At 50.1% G+C, this 18288-nt stretch carries 14 protein-coding genes; all 14 read left to right on the forward strand.

Annotated elements, in window-relative coordinates; genetic code table 11:
• The first annotated feature begins 85 nt into the window (after positions 1 to 85).
• The 14 genes from NSQ91_RS01880 to NSQ91_RS01945 all read left to right on the forward strand — a co-directional run bounded on the left by NSQ91_RS01880 (position 86) and on the right by NSQ91_RS01945 (position 18276).
• Entirely contained in the window at positions 86 to 1201 is a 1116-nt protein-coding gene (locus NSQ91_RS01880) for a glycoside hydrolase family 88/105 protein (RefSeq protein ID WP_076302303.1), read from the forward strand.
• 127 nt (positions 1202 to 1328) lie between these two features.
• Positions 1329 to 2375 carry an inositol 2-dehydrogenase gene (iolG, locus tag NSQ91_RS01885; protein ID WP_340916251.1) on the forward strand — a complete coding sequence of 349 codons (1047 nt, stop codon included), beginning with the start codon at positions 1329 to 1331 and terminating at the stop codon, positions 2373 to 2375.
• A 38-nt stretch (positions 2376 to 2413) separates the two neighbouring features.
• Complete coding sequence (gene iolB, locus NSQ91_RS01890; protein ID WP_076219003.1) at positions 2414 to 3244, forward strand: 5-deoxy-glucuronate isomerase; 831 nt, start codon at positions 2414 to 2416, stop codon at positions 3242 to 3244.
• A 181-nt stretch (positions 3245 to 3425) separates the two neighbouring features.
• A complete protein-coding gene (locus NSQ91_RS01895; protein WP_076304301.1) occupies positions 3426 to 4436 on the forward strand; it encodes a LacI family DNA-binding transcriptional regulator in 1011 nt (336 codons plus the stop codon).
• Positions 4437 to 4697: 261 nt separating this feature from the next.
• The gene (iolC, locus tag NSQ91_RS01900) at positions 4698 to 5708 is read left to right on the forward strand and encodes a 5-dehydro-2-deoxygluconokinase (RefSeq protein WP_076304302.1); all 1011 of its coding nucleotides are present in this window, start codon (positions 4698 to 4700) and stop codon (positions 5706 to 5708) included.
• Between the two features lie 115 nt (positions 5709 to 5823).
• Entirely contained in the window at positions 5824 to 7284 is a 1461-nt protein-coding gene (locus NSQ91_RS01905; RefSeq protein WP_076304303.1) for a CoA-acylating methylmalonate-semialdehyde dehydrogenase, read from the forward strand.
• 26 nt (positions 7285 to 7310) lie between these two features.
• Positions 7311 to 9275 carry a 3D-(3,5/4)-trihydroxycyclohexane-1,2-dione acylhydrolase (decyclizing) gene (iolD, locus tag NSQ91_RS01910; protein WP_076304304.1) on the forward strand — a complete coding sequence of 655 codons (1965 nt, stop codon included), beginning with the start codon at positions 7311 to 7313 and terminating at the stop codon, positions 9273 to 9275.
• 39 nt (positions 9276 to 9314) lie between these two features.
• Complete coding sequence (iolE, locus tag NSQ91_RS01915; protein WP_076185696.1) at positions 9315 to 10211, forward strand: myo-inosose-2 dehydratase; 897 nt, start codon at positions 9315 to 9317, stop codon at positions 10209 to 10211.
• A gap of 281 nt (positions 10212 to 10492) precedes the next feature.
• Positions 10493 to 12742 carry a helix-turn-helix domain-containing protein gene (locus NSQ91_RS01920; protein ID WP_076192696.1) on the forward strand — a complete coding sequence of 750 codons (2250 nt, stop codon included), beginning with the start codon at positions 10493 to 10495 and terminating at the stop codon, positions 12740 to 12742.
• A 377-nt stretch (positions 12743 to 13119) separates the two neighbouring features.
• A complete protein-coding gene (locus tag NSQ91_RS01925; RefSeq protein WP_076124659.1) occupies positions 13120 to 14730 on the forward strand; it encodes an extracellular solute-binding protein in 1611 nt (536 codons plus the stop codon).
• Positions 14731 to 14804: 74 nt separating this feature from the next.
• Positions 14805 to 15707, forward strand: a complete 903-nt coding sequence (locus NSQ91_RS01930; RefSeq protein ID WP_076304305.1) for an ABC transporter permease — start codon at positions 14805 to 14807, stop codon at positions 15705 to 15707.
• A gap of 25 nt (positions 15708 to 15732) precedes the next feature.
• On the forward strand, positions 15733 to 16605 hold the full coding sequence (locus tag NSQ91_RS01935) for a carbohydrate ABC transporter permease (protein ID WP_038568356.1): 873 nt from the start codon (positions 15733 to 15735) through the stop codon (positions 16603 to 16605).
• A gap of 34 nt (positions 16606 to 16639) precedes the next feature.
• Positions 16640 to 17590 carry a sugar phosphate isomerase/epimerase family protein gene (locus tag NSQ91_RS01940; RefSeq protein ID WP_076304306.1) on the forward strand — a complete coding sequence of 317 codons (951 nt, stop codon included), beginning with the start codon at positions 16640 to 16642 and terminating at the stop codon, positions 17588 to 17590.
• Positions 17590 to 18276 (forward strand): hypothetical protein, encoded by a 687-nt coding sequence (locus NSQ91_RS01945; RefSeq protein WP_076304307.1) that lies wholly within the window; start codon positions 17590 to 17592, stop codon positions 18274 to 18276. The genes NSQ91_RS01940 and NSQ91_RS01945 overlap by 1 nt, the downstream gene beginning before the upstream one ends.
• The last annotated feature ends 12 nt before the right edge of the window (positions 18277 to 18288 follow it).

Below are 18288 nucleotides of genomic sequence, written 5' to 3' on the forward strand. Positions count from 1 at the left end.
TAGAATGGTTTGATATATTACGGGTGAATGGAACTACCCAACATGAGGGAAGACCCAAAATGGCAGGCGAAGGGGCGGAAAACAGATGAACAACAGCCGGATTAGTAAAGTTGAGATCATTGAAAAGCTGAACCGCGTGACGGATAAGCTGCTGAAGCTGGAGCGGCCGGAAAACGAAGCCGAACTGCAAAATTTAGGGGAGGATGCGGGACGACGGGGGTATTTTGCCCGTGATTTTGGCATGGAGGAATGGGATTGGCCGCAGGGAGTGGGGCTTTACGGACTTCAAAAGCTTGAGCAGCATTTCAAGGATGAGCGTTATCAAGAATATGCCAAGCCTTGGATGAGCAAGCAACTGGGCAAGGGACTGCCGAGCCGGAATATCAATACAACAGCACCGTTGCTGTCATTAATGGAACTGAAGGAAGCGGAGGAATTAAGCCTGGAATGGGTGCAGTGGTTGATGCATGACCTGCCGCGGACGGAGGAGTCTGGTTATCAGCATGTCACAACAGGAGCGAGCAAGGATGAAGTTACGCTCAATGATAATGAAATCTGGATTGATACGTTATTTATGGCTATTTTGTTCACGGCAAAAATGGGTGTGAAATACGATAATTCCGCATGGCGGCAAGCGTCGCTTTACCAACTGTTGCTGCATATCAAATACCTGTATGATAAAAAGACGGGGCTGTTTTTTCATGGCTGGCATTTTGGCGGCCGGCATAATTTCAGTGGAGCCTTCTGGTGCCGGGGCAATAGCTGGTTTACACTCGGTCTGCCAGAATACCTGGAGTTGATGGGGCCGTATCTGGACAGTGGAGTGTTTGAATATCTTCAACAGATCCTGAACGCACAGGCAACAGCTTTATTAGCCTGCCAGAGCGGAGACGGATTATGGCATACGCTGCTAGACGACTCTAGCAGTTATACTGAAACGTCAGGCTCAGCAGCTATCGCAGCGGGTATTTTGCATAGCGTACGCAGGGGGTTGTTGCCGGAATCGTATGCAAATCATGCCCTGAAAGCGATCCGGGCGGTGCTGGACAGAATTGACGATGAAGGCACGGTGCTTGGTGTATCCGGCGGCACTCCGATTGGTGCTGCAAAAGAAGATTATAAGGAAATCATTATTGCCCCTATGGCCTACGGACAGGCCATGGTTTTAGTCGCACTAGGTGAAGCGTTACATTACTGTTGAGGAGGAGTAGATAGCTAAGGAGAGAGTTAAAAAAGCTGGAGAAATATTTGCTTGTAACTTCACTTGTGCTTGGAGTATACTATTTTCGGGATGGTTAAGCGCTTACCTCAAAGGAGGATAAGCAAACATGGTAAATCCGATCGTAGTTGGCATTATTGGGGCAGGCAGAATTGGCCGGCTCCATGCAGATAATCTGCGTGTGATGCCGTCGTTTAAGTTGAAATCCATTGCGGAGGCTGTGGTAAGTGAGGAATTGCTGGTCTGGGCAGAGAGCCGGAATCTTGGCTCTGCATTTGTGAATGGGCAAGACATTCTGAATGACCCTGAAATCGAGGCTGTGTTTATCTGCACACCTACGGATACCCACGCCTCTTGGATTGAGCTAGCAGCCCGGGCTGGAAAACATATTTTCTGTGAAAAGCCGATCAGCCTGTCGTCAGAGTTTACCCACCAGGCACTGAAGATAGTGGAGGATGAGGGTGTATTGCTACAGGTCGGCTTCAACCGGCGAATGGACCCTAGCTTCCGCAAACTTAAGCAACTGGTTCAATCAGGAGAGCTAGGCAGTCCGCATATTGTGAAGATCACATCACGTGATCCGCAGCCTCCGGGTGAGGCTTATGTGCGGTCTTCCGGCGGGATGTTTATGGATATGACGATTCACGATTTTGATATGGCCCGTTATCTGATGGGTGAGGAAGTAACAGAAGTTTATACCCGAGGTGCCAATCTCGTTGATCCGATGTTTGGGCGCTGCGATGATGTGGATACAGCTGTCATCACGCTGACCTTTGCCAGTGGCGCAATCTGCGTCATTGATAACAGCCGTAAGGCTGTATATGGTTATGATCAACGCGTGGAGGTGTTCGGTTCCTGCGGCTCAGCCACCGCCGACAACTGCCGTCCAACAACTGTAGAGGTTTCAACCGCTGCTTCGGTCACACGCGATCAGCCGCTTCATTTCTTTCTCGAGCGATATAACCAGGCTTTCGTAGAAGAGGTTGCCGCGTTTGCCCGGGCAATCCACCTGCAGGAGCCTATCATTTGCAGCGGGCCTGACGGGCAACAGGCGGAACGGATTGCCGAAGCCGCTAAGGAATCCTATCTTACCGGGCTTCCGGTCAAGTTGTCTTCTTGTGCCGGAGAGAGAATATCGGCGACACAAGCTTTGTAAGCGGATGCAGATGCTGAAGATGGGGGAGGTCTGTGAAGATGTCCAATCTAATCATAAAAGCCGGAGCACCCGGCAAAGATGGACTTGTAGCGGCAGTTAGCAAGGAGAGCGCTGGATGGGAGTATGTAGGTTTTGAAGTGTACCAGCTGCAGGTTGGGGATACGCTGAGCCGCAGCGCGGAAGGGAATGAAATCTGTCTGGTGCTGCTGGCGGGCAAGGCGGATGTGAGAGCAGGCGCCCAGTTGTTCGCCGGGATCGGTGAACGTATGTCTGTATTTGAGGATTTGCCGCCGTATGCGGTGTATATTCCGGCGGGAGGGCATTATGAAGTTACGGCCTTGACGGAGCTGGAACTTGCGGTTTGCCTTGCACCAGGAACGGGCAAATATGCGCCGCGTTTGATCGCTCCGTGCGATACTGTGGCCGAAGCCCGCGGTTCTGGCAGTATGTCACGGCGAGTGGTCAACATTTTGCCTGAGCAGAGTGAAGCCGAGAGCCTGCTGGTCGTGGAAGTACGTACGGGTGGCGGCAATTGGTCCAGCTATCCTCCGCACAAGCATGACTGTGACAATCTACCTGCTGAGTCTTACCTGGAAGAGACATACTACCACCGGGTTAACCCGGCTCATGGTTTTGTAGTGCAGCGGGTGTATAATGACGATCGCAGCCTTGATGAGACGATGGCCGTGTCTGACCGCAGTATTGTATTGGTTCCGGAGGGCTATCATCCTGTATCGGCTCCGCCGGGTTATGATTCTTATTATCTCAATGTGATGGCAGGTCCGGTCCGCACATGGGTTTTTCATAATGATCCGGAACATGAATGGCTGTTCGAGATGCAGCAACACCAGAAGGATAAGAAGAAATAGTGTAGCAGCACGCACGAAAAGGGGGCTTCCGCAAGGCGGAGGCTCCTTCTTTGTGTCGATGTATTGACCAAATGATCGCCACAGTAACAGAGTCTCTTGCACCGCTGAATAGACACTGTCAGAAGAGTTCCTTATAATCTAGGTATAGGATTGTACGAACGTAAAGGCGGGCTCACTAACGATGAAACCTACGATATATGATGTGGCACGGGAAGCGGGAGTCTCCATCGCTACGGTGTCCAAGGTGTTGAACAAGAACGGGAGAATTAGCGATAAGACACGGGAGAAGGTTCATCGGATCATGGAGGAGCTGAATTACCAGCCGAGTCTGGTGGCCTCTGCGCTGACGAGTCGCCGAACGGGAACGATCGGGCTGATGATTCCCGATATTTCCAACCCTTTTTTTGCTGAGGCGGCCCGAGGTATTGAGGATTATGCCCAGGAGCAGGGAAGCGACTTGATTGTATGCAGTACAGACCGGGATGATGAGAAGGCGGCCCGGTATATCTCACTGCTCCTGCGCAAACGGGTGGACGGTATAATCATTGCTTCTCATACAGGGAATCCGGATATGGTCCGCCGCCTGCTGGCTGATCACGTACCGCTTGTGTTATTTTCGGCTGATATCCGGATGATGGAGAGCAACAGCGTCACGGTGGATGACTATAAGGGAGGCTATCAGGCGACAGAATATCTGTTGTCCCTGGGCCATCGCAGGCTCGGCATTATCTCTGACAATTTACCGGGGAGTAAGCTGCGCGTGGAAGGCTTTATGGATGCGCTCAAGGCAGCAGGTGTTGGCTTTGACAATCCGGCTAATCTCACGCATACTTCAGCCACGCTGGAGAACGGCCGCAAAGCGGCTGCCGCGATGCTGGCTCAGGCGCAGGAAGACCGGCCGACCGCCATATTCGCCTGCAACGATCTGCTCGCGATTGGGATATTGAAGGAGGCGCGCAGCGCAGGCTTGTCAATACCCCGTGATCTGTCCGTAGTGGGTTTTGACAATACAATGCTGGCTGAAATTTGCCATCCCACCTTGACCAGCATTGCTCAGCCTCTGCGTGAGATGACGGAACAGGCGATGATTCTGCTGAACCAATCTATCGACAATCCCGATAGTCCTAAGCGCAAGATCATGCTGATGCCGGAACTGATAGTCCGCCATTCCACCGGACCGGCACCGCATTAGGAAGACACAAACTCTACAAACGGAGTAGGAACGCCGACTCCTATCTGAAGACCTGTACCTCGCTTAGCGGCGAGGGACAGGTCTTTTCTTTGTTTTTTTCTGATACATGGATTCAGATCCAAATTCGTTTAAGTTCAGGATTGCCAAACTCCAATTTCTAAACTATACTAATGGAAATTAGGTTAAGCGCTTAACCCATCCCCCATGATTGTTGTATCTCATTAATCCATTTTACTGAAGTTTTCTCAAGGAGGCGTCATAATGAACGGTTTACAGTTCGATCCTGCACGACCGCTGGATTTAATTGCTGTCGGTCGGCTCTGTATTGACTTAAACGCTAATGAAACCGGAAGACCAATGGAAGAGACACTGACGTTTACCAAATATGTCGGCGGCTCTCCCGCCAATATCGTAATTGGAGCAGCACGGCTAGGGATGCGCACTGGCTTTATCGGTAAGATATCCGATGATCAGATGGGCCGTTTTATCCGAACTTATCTGCAAAGGAATGGCATTGACGATAGCCAGGTGAGTGTTGACCAGACTGGTGCAGTGACTGGGCTTGCTTTTACTGAAATAAAGAATCCTCAGGAGTGCAGCATTCTGATGTACCGGGATCATGTGGCTGATTTGCTGCTGAGTACGGAGGAGATCTCGGAAGAGTATATTCGGAAGTCCAAGGCACTGCTGATCTCAGGTACTGCACTGGCACAAAGTCCGTCCCGTGAGGCTGTGTTTGTCGCTTTGGAGTTCGCCCGCAAGCACAATGTCACTGTATTTTTTGATCTGGATTATCGCCCCTATACTTGGAAGTCAGCCGCAGAAACAGCGGTCTATTATAATCTGGCAGCTGAGAAATGCGATTGTATCATCGGTACCCGTGAGGAATTTAATATGATGGAGAGCCTGTACAATGTGACAGATGCAGATGACGAAGCAACAGTTAACCGCTGGTTCTCGCACCAAGCAAAGCTGGTCGTTATCAAGCATGGCGGGAGTGGTTCAATCTCCTACACGGCGGATGGGCAGAAGCATCGGAGCGGTATTTTTCCCGCTAAAGTATTGAAGACATTTGGAGCCGGAGATTCTTACGCCTCAGCCTTCATTCACAGTCTAATGCGGGGAGAAAGCGTCGGTGAGGCCATGCGCCGCGGCAGCGCGTCGGCATCCATTGTCATCTCCCGCCACAGCTGTTCGGATGCCATGCCAACCTTGGACGAATTGGAAGCGTTTTTATTGTCTAACGAGGAAATCACTTCAGGTGCAGAGTAAGTAGGCAGAGGTTGGAGAGGACACAACTCAAACAACCCCAGATCGAATAGCTATGCAAGATTAGATTAGATTAGATTCGCGGGATCGCATTAATAGAGATGAAGGAGTGAGTAGAATGGCACAGCAAACCGTGCAAGTGCTGAACAACTATATTGACGGGCAGTGGGTAGAGGCGGCTACGGAGCACTCAGAAACGGTATACAATCCAGCGTCTGGAGAGGAGATGGCAAGGGTTCCGCTGTCCAGCAGAGTCGATGTTGATCGGGCGGTGGCTGCGGCAAAGGCGGCTTTTGCAGGCTGGTCCAAGACACCGGTACCGCGCAGAGCGCGGATCTTGTTCAAATATCAGCAGCTGCTGGTGGACCATTGGGATGAACTGGCGAAGACGATCACGCTGGAGAATGGAAAAAGCTTCAAAGAGGCCTACGGAGAGGTGCAGCGCGGCATTGAGTGTGTGGAATTTGCGGCAGGTGCGCCGACGCTGATGATGGGCCGGCAGTTGCCCGACATCGCGACAGGCATCGAGTCTGGGATGTATCGCTATCCCATCGGTGTAGTCGGCGGGATCACACCGTTTAATTTTCCAATGATGGTGCCTTGCTGGATGTTCCCGTTGGCCATCGCCTGTGGGAATACCTTTGTGCTGAAGCCCTCCGAACGCACACCGCTGCTGGCAGCACGTTTGGTCGAATTGTTAGAGGAAGCCGGGCTTCCGAAAGGTGTGCTCAATCTGGTTAACGGTGCGCATGAGGTGGTAAACGGCCTGCTGGAGCATCCTGATGTGAAGGCGATTTCCTTCGTTGGCTCACAGCCAGTGGCCGAATATGTCTACAAGAAGGGAACGGCGTGTTTGAAGCGGGTTCAGGCGTTGGCAGGGGCGAAAAATCATTCTATTGTGTTGGCAGACGCGAACCTTGAGGCTTCAGCAACACAGATTGTCAACGCAGCCTTCGGCTCGGCGGGAGAGCGCTGTATGGCTTGCTCCGTGGTAACGGTGCAGGAAGAGGTTGCTGATGAGCTGATCTCCATCCTCCTGCGTGAATGTGAGCAGATGACCATCGGCAATGGTTTGGACGACGACACGTTTCTTGGGCCGGTTATCCGCCAAAGTCATAAAGACAAAACGGTCGCTTATATTGAACAAGGCATGGCCGAGGGCGCTAAGTTGCTAAGAGACGGCCGGGCGGATGCTGCGGTGCAGGGACAGGGTTATTTTATCGGCCCAACGTTGTTTGATGGAGTGACCCGGGAAATGAAAATCTGGCAGGAGGAAATTTTCGCGCCTGTCCTGGCAGTGATCCGTGTCAAGGATGTAGAAGAGGCGATTGAAATTGCCAATACCTCTCGTTTTGCCAACGGGGCTTGTATTTTTACGAATGACGGCGGGAAAGTGCGCTATTTCCGGGAAAATATCGAGTCAGGCATGTTGGGTGTCAATGTCGGAGTGCCAGCCCCGATGGCCTTTTTCCCTTTCTCCGGCTGGAAGGATTCCTTCTATGGCGATCTGCATGCGAATGGAAGCGACGGGGTTGAATTTTATACACGCAAAAAAGTCGTCACTGCCCGCTGGCAGTAACAAAAACGGCGAAAGGGAGGTTTCACGTGGATACGATTAGATTAACGACGGCGCAGGCGCTGGTGAAATTTCTGAACCAGCAATATGTGGACTTTGGCAATGGACCGGAGCGTTTTGTACACGGTATATTCACCGTTTTCGGCCATGGCAATGTACTTGGACTGGGGCAGGCACTTCAGGAAGCGCCGGGTGAGATGACGGTCTATCAGGGGAGGAATGAGCAAGGAATGGTGCATGCGGCGACTGCCTTTGCCAAGCAGAGCCGCAGACGGCGAATCATGGCCTGCACCGCTTCGGTAGGACCGGGTTCAGCTAATATGCTGACAGCCGCTGCCACTGCGACGGCGAATCAGATTCCCGTGCTGCTGCTCCCCGGCGATACCTTTGCCACCCGTCAACCGGATCCGGTACTTCAGCAAATGGAGCACACCTACAATCTGTCGATAACGGTCAACGATGCCTTCAAAGCGGTGAGCAAATATTGGGACCGGATTTATCGGCCAGAGCAGCTGATGACAGCATTGCTGAACGCGATGCGTGTGCTGACTGATCAGGCAGATACCGGGGCAGTTACGATTGCGCTGCCGCAGGATGTGCAAGGGGAGGCCTGGGACTATCCACTTGAGTTCTTCCGCAAGCGCATCCATCGGATCGTTTCCCGTACTCCGCATCCGGATGAGCTTGCTGCAGCAGCTGATCTTATTGCCAGCAAACAGCGACCTCTGCTGGTCTGTGGGGGTGGAGTCCGGTATGCGGATGCAGGAATGGAATTACGTGCGTTTGCGGAGAAGTTCGCCATCCCATTCGGTGAGACACAAGCCGGAAAAAGTGCCGTGGCAAGCGACTGTGCCTACAATCTCGGTGGCATAGGAGTTACCGGGAATGGCTGTGCTAATACGTTGGCCGCAGAAGCGGATCTGGTGATCGGTGTGGGTACCCGGTTTACGGACTTCACGACAGGTTCGAAGAGTTTGTTCGCCCATCCCGAGGTGGAGTTCCTGACAATTAACGCTTCCCTTTACCATGCCTCCAAGCTGGATGCACTGGCTGTGGTCTGTGATGCTGCCGAAGGTCTTAGAGCGCTGTCTACTACGTTGGAGGAGCGCGGTTACCGCACCGCTTATACAGATGAAATTGTAGTGGCAAAAAAGGCATGGGAAGTGGAAAGAAAGCGTCTATCTGACGTGGAGTATACGGTGAATCAGGAGGCAGATCGTCCAGATCTTTCTTCAGTTTCCTTCATGCCGGAAGTTGCCGGACATCTTGACGAGAAGCTATCTGAATATGCGACGAAGTTGAACACTTCGCTGGCGCAAACACAGGTACTCGGGATCCTCAATGAATATCTTCCGAAAGACGCCATTGTGATAGGAGCCGCAGGCAGCTTACCGGGCGACATGCAGCGGATGTGGAATTCCACTGTGCCGGATACTTACCATATGGAATATGGCTTTTCGTGTATGGGGTATGAAATCTCCGGTGCACTCGGTGTGAAATTGGCGGAGCCGGACCGGGAGGTATATGCATTGGTGGGCGATGGCAGCTATCAAATGCTGCATTCGGAACTAGTGACGAGCCTTCAGGAGAACAAGAAGATCAACGTCATTCTGCTGGATAACATGGGGTTCGGCTGCATCAACAACCTGCAGATGGAGCAAGGACTGGATAGCATGGCGACTGAATTCCGCTACCGGGGCCCGGAAGGTCAGCTGAGCGGCGAACTGATAGGCATAGATTATGCAGCAAGTGCCGCGGGATATGGAGTGAAGACCTTTCGTGCGTCAACGGTTGAGCAGCTGCGTGACGCTTTGAGGGAGGCTCAGCTGCAGGATCGTTCCACCCTAATTGACATTAAGGTGCTGCCCAAGACAATGACACATGGTTACGGAGCATGGTGGAATGTTGGTGTTCCAGAAGTATCCGGCAGTGAAGCCGTTCGGGCTGCCCACGAGCAGAAGCTTGAACAGCTTGGAAAGGCCCGCAGTTATTAGTATTAGTAATACTGTGAAACGGAAGGGGTAGAATCGTTGATGTTCAAAGAACATGCGGTCAAGCTGGCGATTGCTCCTATCGCTTGGACTAATGATGATATGCCTGAACTGGGAAAAGACAATACCTTTGAACAGTGCATTAGCGAAATGGCGCTTGCCGGGTTTCAGGGAAGCGAGGTGGGCAACAAGTATCCACGCTCTCCGGAACGGCTGCACCGGGCACTGGAGCTTCGTGGACTTGAGATTGCCAGCGCTTGGTTCAGCGCATATCTGACTGTGCGGCCATATGAGGAGACAGTGGAGGCTTTTTGCGCGCATCGTGATTTTTTATATGAGATGGGTGCGAAGGTGATTGTCGTCTCAGAGCAAGGGCGGAGTATTCAGGGACAAATGGATACGCCGCTGTTTGCTAATAAACCTGTATTCACAGAAGCGGAGTGGGCCGCACTTGCCGATGGACTGGGTGGGCTTGGCCGGCTGGCAGCTGAAAAAGGTATGGCGCTTGTATACCATCATCATATGGGGACAGGGGTGCAGACTGGGGCCGAAATTGCTAAGCTAATGGAGCTCACGGAACCGGAAGAGGTGTCTCTGCTGTTCGATACCGGTCATCTAGCTTTTGCCGGTGAGAATCCCTTAGAGGTGTTGCGCATCCACTTACCTCGGATTAAACATGTCCATTTAAAGGATATACGTCCGGAGGTTGTTCAGCGTGTGCTGCGGGATCAGCTCAGTTTTCTCCAGGCTGTAAAAGCGGGCGCATTCACCGTACCTGGCGATGGATGTATATCCTTTGCGGAGATTTTCAGCGAATTGGCAAGTTACTCTTATACGGGATGGTTTGTAGTGGAAGCGGAGCAGGATCCGGCACTTGCCGATCCGCTGGAATATGCGATCAAGGCGCGCCGTTATATCAGAGATCTGAGTGGTTTATAGGCCGAGGAGGGCTACCACTTGGTGCTTGGCGGCTGCTCGGACAGATTTATATGCGGGGGTTCACGGCTATGGCTGTGCGCACCTCGCCTTTTTAATGAGCAGGTGTAAAATACGAATGGCTTCGTTGGTCGGGTTCATGTTGTATGTGTTATAATGGCAGCAAATTAGGCGGAAGAGTTTCCATTTCCATGATGGTGCAGCCAAATATCTATGAACTACTCGTGCATTAACGGCTGAACCGTGGCCGGGTATCCTAACGGTTGTACAGAGGGGGTTATCTATTGTTCCGTTCCTGGTATCGCCGATTGCTGCTGTCCTACTTTCCTATTTTTTTGCTTACTGTGACGATACTGATTTTTGCCTCTTTTGTATTTATTAATGATATTTCACGAATGGAAACTAAAAAAGCGGACCGTATCACCGCCAGTTATCTTATGGATAATGTGGACCGAACGATCAAGGAAGCTGAACTGTCAGTGCTGGAGGCTGCTGAACGCAGCGATGCTTATAAACGTTATTTTAACAATCAAGGCCAGATTGATATGGCGACCGTCTACGCTGTTGCCCAGAATCTACGCAACCTGACGCGTGAATCGCCCTATATTCAGTCCATCTATCTTTATGACAAGAGAAATGAAAGCGTTTTAACAGAAACTGGATTAAAGGACCTTTCAGGATTTGTAGACGAGGATTGGATTGGCCGCATCACCTCCGGCTCTTTATCGGAAGGCTGGCAGCCTGTTAGGGAATACAAAGATGAATTTCAGCGCACGTCTATACGTGTGCTTACCATAAATAAAGGTATGCCGCTGCCCTTCGGTTCGGAGGGAGTGCTCGTAATTAATCTCAAAATGAGCGGAATGGAACAGATCGTTGACGGTATGGTCAATGAACAGTTGTCCTTTCTGACCATATTTGGCGCAGATGGACAGGTGGTCTATCAGGCGCATTCGGACAGTGAAGGTGCCAAGAATGGGAAGCAGTTGAACACTTTATATATGGAAAGGCTTGGCTGGACGTTTACCAGCGGGATCAAAACGGGCAGTCTATTCAGCTGGGTGTCAGTGATTTCTTACCTTTGGGTAGCTATTGCCTTAGGTACGGTTGTGTGCGCGATTTTTTACCTGATCTATGTTACGCGGCGGAACTATAAGCCGATTCAGGTGATTATGAACCGGATTGAAGGTCATCAAATTCGCAAGCTGGACCAATCCAACGACAGACCGGACGAAATGATGCTTATTGACGGGGTGCTGGAAGATCTAATCAACCATATGACGGATTATGATAAGAAAAGCAGAGAGAATTTGCTGTTACAGCGCAGCAAGCTTTTCAACGATCTCTTGCAAAGCGAGCGGTTGGACAATGTCGTCCAGCGGATGGAAGAGCTGTCGCCGCTCTCCGGAGCTCATTCCACATCCCGCTTTATGGTTGTGCTAAGCGAAATCAACCGCTACGACAAGGTTTTTCAAGATCGGTATACAAGGGGCGATCAGAACACGCTTAAATTTGCCCTGATGAATGTCTTTCAAGAATTGGCGCGGAGTGCGGAATTGCAAGCTTGGGCGGAGTGGATAGGGACTGACCGGGCGGCAATTCTCTTCCTGACCACAGGAAGTGATGAAGAGATGGCAGAGAAAATCCGTGTATTCGCTGAGGACTGCCGCACCTGGGTGGAGCAGAATTTGCGCCTCTCCTTAAGCTTCGCTATCGGGCCAGTGGCGGCTGGGCCAGGGGAGATCCGGGATTCCTATGCGGCAGCGGAGAATGTGATGCAGCACAAGCTTTTAATGCACGAAGACATCGCTTTAACGGAATTTGGAGAAACGCGCCAGCCGCTTCTTGAGACATTCAAGTATCTACAAATGATTGCCGAGTTTGTTAAGCAGTTCCGGATGTCGAGCGGCCAATGGCGGGAACTGCTGGAAGGTGTTTTTGATGGTTTTAAACAGGATTATTTACAAGATGATGATATTCGCTCTCTAATTCAGGCCATGTTACAGATGTTGAGCCGGGAAGTGGCTGTCATGTCTGAGCAGCTGCAGGATGAGCTGTCAGCAGAAAATGCGGAGAAGCAGCTGAAGCGGCTGGAAGAGGCAGAATCCATAGATGAAATGAAGGGGATTTTGTTTGAGTATTTGACTGATTTATTCCGCACTTATGTTTCTGTCAGTGAAACTAAAAGCTACCGGGCGATGGTAACCGAGATGAAGAATTATATTGAAGAGAATTTTACAAATCCCGATCTTTCCCTAAAGCATTTGAGCGACCGGTTTCAGGTATCCGGCAAATATGCCAGCTATCTATTTAAAACAGAATTTAAAATGAAATTTGTTGATTTTCTTACAGAGCTACGCATGAAGGAAGCCGAAAAGCTTTTAGTGGAAACGGAATGTTCGCTGCAGGATATCGCACTCCAGGTGGGATATGCGAATGCAATTACATTCGGCAGGGTATTCAAACGAGTATTAGGAATCACGCCGGGTGACTACCGTTCTTTAAAGCGCGGGCGCGGGACCTCCAGACTATAGGCTGCCGACTTTATTAATCCAATAGCACGTGAACAATAGTTTTTATAACCGCATCTGTGCACGCCAACCTCTATGATGAGGGGGCGAACACCGATGCGGTCTTTATTTTCACACTTTTGAAAGCGGTTTATTCTACGAAAATGGTTGTATGGATAAACCGGAAGTCCGATTTTGCTGGGATATGAGCATCCGAAAGAGGTTTATTGTCAGACTGCCGAAATTCATGAAATACTGTGGGCATCCAGAACAACAAGCGACCCAGTAGCACGGCAGTAAAAAGCATCACGTGATATGGATTCCGCTGGGGATGGATAGAGTTAAGGCTAGGGGATCATAAATACACCATTAAAGCCTGCAAGGGCGAAGGGGATGGAAAAATGACAGTGAACGTACATCAAGGAGTTCTGAAGAAAGCAATCGGGATCGGATTAACCGCAATAATGGGCGTTTCTCTGCTAGCAGGCTGTTCCAATGATTCTAAAAACAACACAGCATCCGAGGGTGCCCCAGCCGGCGAAAGTGCCAAGCGCGTTACATTAAAGGTGGAAGTGTTTGACCGCGGCAACAGCCCAGCCCCTCATACCATTACCAATAACTACTTAACTAAACTAGTGCAGGAAAAGTTCGGAGATCCGAATAACATTGATGTAGAATTTGTACCTATCCAGCGTTCTGAGGAAGTTACCAAGCTGAATGTTTTGATGGCGAGCAATACGGATGTGCCCGATATCGTATTTACGTATGATTCCAGTGTGTTTTATCGGTATGCCCAGCAAGGCGGCTTGACTGATGTCGGAGAAATTCTCGATGAATATGGCCCGAATCTGAAAAAGTTTATTGGCGAGGATACGCTGGCGTTCGGCCAGCTTGAAGGTCAGCAGTATGCGATCCCTGGTAAACGGGCGATCACAGGCCGTTATAGCTCCTACATCCGTCAGGATTGGTTAGATAAATTAGGACTGCCTGTGCCAACGACGACCGATGAGCTGTACACTACTTTGAAAGCGTTTAAAGAAAAGGATCCGGGCAATCTCGGCAGCAAAAACATCCCGATGGGCATGGCACTGGCACCAGCCCAATTCGAGACGTTGATTTTCTCTTTCATGAAGCCGATCAGCGGCGATCTGACCTACAGCCAACGTTATGAGCTGCCGCTGCATGAGGGCTTTAAGGATGCCCTGCAATTTCTCAATAAGCTCTACAATGAAGGGATGATCAGTAAGGACTTCAGTCTGGACGAGGATAAAACACAGTTGGCCAAGGATATCCAGAACGGCAATGTAGGCTACTGGTCGGAGGATGTGGATGTTTTGTTCTATGCCGATGGTACCCTAGATAATCTCTACAAAAATGTAGAGGGAAGCAAGGTGCTGCCGGTAGACGTCTTAACCAACGCCAACGTTGATAACAAGCACATTAAATCCCGGTATGCCTCCAACGGCATGTACATCATGATTCCGAAGAGTAGTAAACGCGCCGTGGAAGCCGTTAAGTATCTCGATTGGATGGCTTCGGATAATAATCTGATTGATATCCAAAATGGCGTAGAAGGTGAAAACTACGACCTGGTAGACGGTATTCCAGTGGCCAAAACAGATGTTTCCCAGGAGTTCGCCGATCGTCTATTTAATGCTGGCGACATGGCCATTATCTCCAACGGCAAAAACATCGGTGATCAGGCCACTAATGAAAAAGCATGGGCGCTGGGCTTCCCGGAACGTAACCGGGAGATGCTGACTCAATCTATCGCTATCGCCAACGCTGACACGGTGGGTCCGCTCGTCTTCGGCAAGCCGATAGAAGCGGAATCGCAATATGGCACAACGCTCAAAGATAAGCTCAACGTAATTATTGTAAAGACGGCAATGGCCAAACCAGAGCAATTTGAAGCGGTTTACGAGCAAGAAATGAAAGATTACATGACTTTGGGCGGAACCAAGCTGAAAGAGGAACTGGAGAAGTCGTTTAAGGAACTTTCGGCTCAATAAACAAATATATAGTGAAAACCGGGGGGAGATGGTGCTGCGCTCCACCCGGTTTTTCTCCTTAGGAGGAAAACGACTTGAGCAAAGCGACATACTTTAGACGGTATTGGCAATTGTACGCGCTGCTTTCGCTGCCTATTATTTATTTCCTGATCTTCCGCTATGGTCCGATGTATGGTGTGCAGATTGCTTTTAAGGATTTCAATTTGTTTCAGGGGATTGGAGGCAGCGAGTGGATTGGCTTTGATGCGTTCCGCGAGGTTTTTGGAATGAGAGAGTTCTACACCACCTTGCGCAATACCTTTATGCTGAATTTTCTGGATTTACTTGTCTCTTTTCCGGCTCCGATTATCCTGGCGATTATGCTGTTCGAAATTCGTTCGGTGTGGTTCAAGAAAATATCGCAGACGATTTTGTATATCCCCCACTTTATTTCCTGGGTGATCATCGGGGGGGTCGTATATCAATTGTTCGGCAACCAGTCCGGTATGGTGAACGGTGTGCTGGAGAGCTTAGGCCTTACTCCCATCCCGTTTCTGACTGAAAAAAATCCGTGGCTGATCACTTATTTATTCACAGGCGTCTGGCAAAGTGCCGGTTGGGGGACTATCCTTTATCTGGCGGCGTTAACTGGTGTCAACCGAGAGCTGTTTGAAGCTGCTGAAGTGGATGGAGCGACAAGGCTGAAGAAAATCCGCTACATTACGCTTCCTAGCATAAAACCAACCATCGTGACGCTGCTTATCCTCAATCTGGGAAAGATGGTCAGCATCGGTTTTGACCGCCCTTACATTATCGGTAACACTGCTGTGCGTGAGTATTCTGATGTGCTCAGTACCTTTGTGTACCGGGTGGGTCTAGAATCCGGACAATATACGTTGGCTACTGTAGTCGGATTGTTCCAGGCCGTGGTGGGACTGGTGTTTATTTTTGGCTCCAACTATATTTCGAAAAAAGTGACCGGAGACGGTATTTTATGATAAAGAAAGAAGGAGGCGGAGTGCTATGAGTGAACGTACCTCAAACCGGATATTCGATATCGTCAATATAACGTTTGTTGCCTTGTTCGTTTTGTTCTGCTTGGCTCCGTTTTTGCATGTGATTGCCGTGTCGCTTAGTTCCAACCGGGCAATTACTTCTGGAGAAGTAACGATTTTCCCCATTGAATTGAACTGGAATGCATACATTAATGTTTTTTCCAATAATGCGATGATCCGCTCTCTTGTCTTTACGGTTATTCTGACGTTTGCCACAACGGTGCTGTGTATGCTTTTCACTGTCGCAGCAGCTTATCCGCTGACCAAAAGAAAATTGAAGGGCCGTAAATTTTTTATGTATCTGATCGTTATCACTATGTTTTTCAGCGGCGGTATTATTCCTGAATATTTGTTGATCCGTGATTTGCATTTGATTAATTCGGTCTGGTCGCTTATCCTGCCAGGTCTGGTCAGCCCCTTTAACCTGATTATCCTGATCTCCTTTTTCAATAACATCCCTGCCAGCCTGGAGGAATCGGCCGAAATCGATGGCAGTTCCCATCTTCGTACCCTGATGAGTATTATATTGCCGCTATCCATGCCGGTTATGGCCACATTGGCGCTTTTCTACGCAGTGGGAAGGTGGAACGGCTTTCAGGATTCTTTGATGTATATCAATAATCCGGATTTGTATCCGCTCCAGCTCAAGCTGTTCCAGATGGTGCAGAACAATATGGTATCCGAACTGACACAAATGGAAGGTGCCAACCGGACCCCACTGACACCAGAGAGCCTAAAAGCGGCCACCGTTATCTTTGCAACAGTACCGATCCTTGCCGTATATCCATGGCTGCAGAAATATTTTGTCAGCGGTGTAATGCTTGGTGCCGTAAAAGGTTGAACCGTAAGCTGTAACAAGGGAGGAGAACATAATTATGGAGGACAAAGGCATATTTTCGTTCTCAACTTGCTGGAACATTAAGCGTCATTCCATCGGCAGTGAAATGCTGCGGGAAATCCGCGATCTGGGCTTTCAGCGAGTGGAGCTGAACTATAATGTGACTAAGGAAATGCTGGAAACGATCGAGCCGATGCTTGAGCGGGGGGAGATGGGGATCTCAAGTGTCCACAACACCTTCCCGCATGTGCAGGACTCCGATTATGGCACAGATTCCGTGCTGCTAGGTTTTGAGGATGAGGAGAAGCGGCAGCGGGCGATTGAGCTGCTGATTGGCTCGGCTAAGTACGCTCAGCGTTACGGAGGAGAAGCTGTTGTTGTGCATCCCGGTGAGGTACCCTTTCCAAATGATATCAGCAAAGAGCTGGAGCAGATTTATAACGGAGAGGGTAGAGATTCTAACGCTTATCGCAGCAAATGGGCGGAACTGATGGAGCGGCGGGAAGCCTATAGCGCCGGCTATGTGCAGAAAATTATTGAAAGCCTAGATGAAGTATGTAACCGGGCAGTTTCTGAGGGGCTAAACGTACGCTTTGGTATCGAAACACGTTCCAAACCGCAGCAGATTCCGACGCTTGCGGAAGCCAAAACGATTATTAAGGCGCTAAAAGGAGCACCTGTGGGCATATGGTATGACACCGGGCATGCCATTATGATGGACCGTTTGGGTTTGTACGACAGTGTGGCGGAAATGGAAGGTCTGATGGATGATATTGTAGGTGTTCACATTCATGAGACCATCGGTCTGTCTGATCACTGGTGCCCTTATGTAAACAGCGGGAATATGGAATTCTATGATGCTTATCTGCCGATGATTGAACGGGCGCGGGTCAAGGTGTATGAGCTGAAGGCAGCTTGCCAGCCGGAAGAAATTGCTGAAAGTCATCGGCTGCTTATGGCCAAGTTAGCGCGTAGAGGGCAGGTCTGATGTTGAACGATGAAGACCGTAGGTTAGCTATGAAGTATGCTCCGCGCTTATTATTCGATCAGAACGAGCCATTTTTTCCGGTACGTCTCGGTATAACGGTGATGCGGCAGGAGGAGGAGTCTCCTTCCTTCCGGCGCCGTCTAGCTGTGAACCATCCGGATGTGCTGGCCGTTGTGGAATACGCGATTTATTACGATTATGATATTCAGCATTTATATGATCTGGAGCATGTGTGGGTTTATATCGGTAGAGACGGGGAAGTGGTGGATGCCGAAGCGAGCTTTCACGGGAAATTCCTTAAAGCACTGCTGCGCGGGGGCAGCAATCTAAGCGGGACACGGGTAGATCTATATGTCCAACCCGGCAAGCATGCTCTCGCCCCGTTCCCTGGAGTCTTTGAGCTGTTACCGGGATTCCCATCCTGTACACAGGATGGGGCAGGTGCGGAGGGTCTGATTTATGGCGACTTTTTTCACGGCATTCTGGCGTCCGATGGAGAAACTGACCGTCTTGTCCACCGTTATCTGCAAACCTGCCGGTTCACGCCTTCCCTGTCCTATTCGTGCTGGGAATATGCGGACCGGGAGGAATTGTTCGTTTCTTGGAATCAACTGTTCACGGAAATTCCTGACCGTATCCGACAAGAGCTGGCACGGCTTCAGCTCCTGTTACCACCCAGACATTGAGCAGATTGTTAA

This window comes from Paenibacillus sp. FSL R7-0048 (assembly GCF_038004505.1).
In the GTDB taxonomy this organism is placed as follows: Bacteria; Bacillota; Bacilli; order Paenibacillales; family Paenibacillaceae; genus Paenibacillus_AQ; species Paenibacillus_AQ odorifer.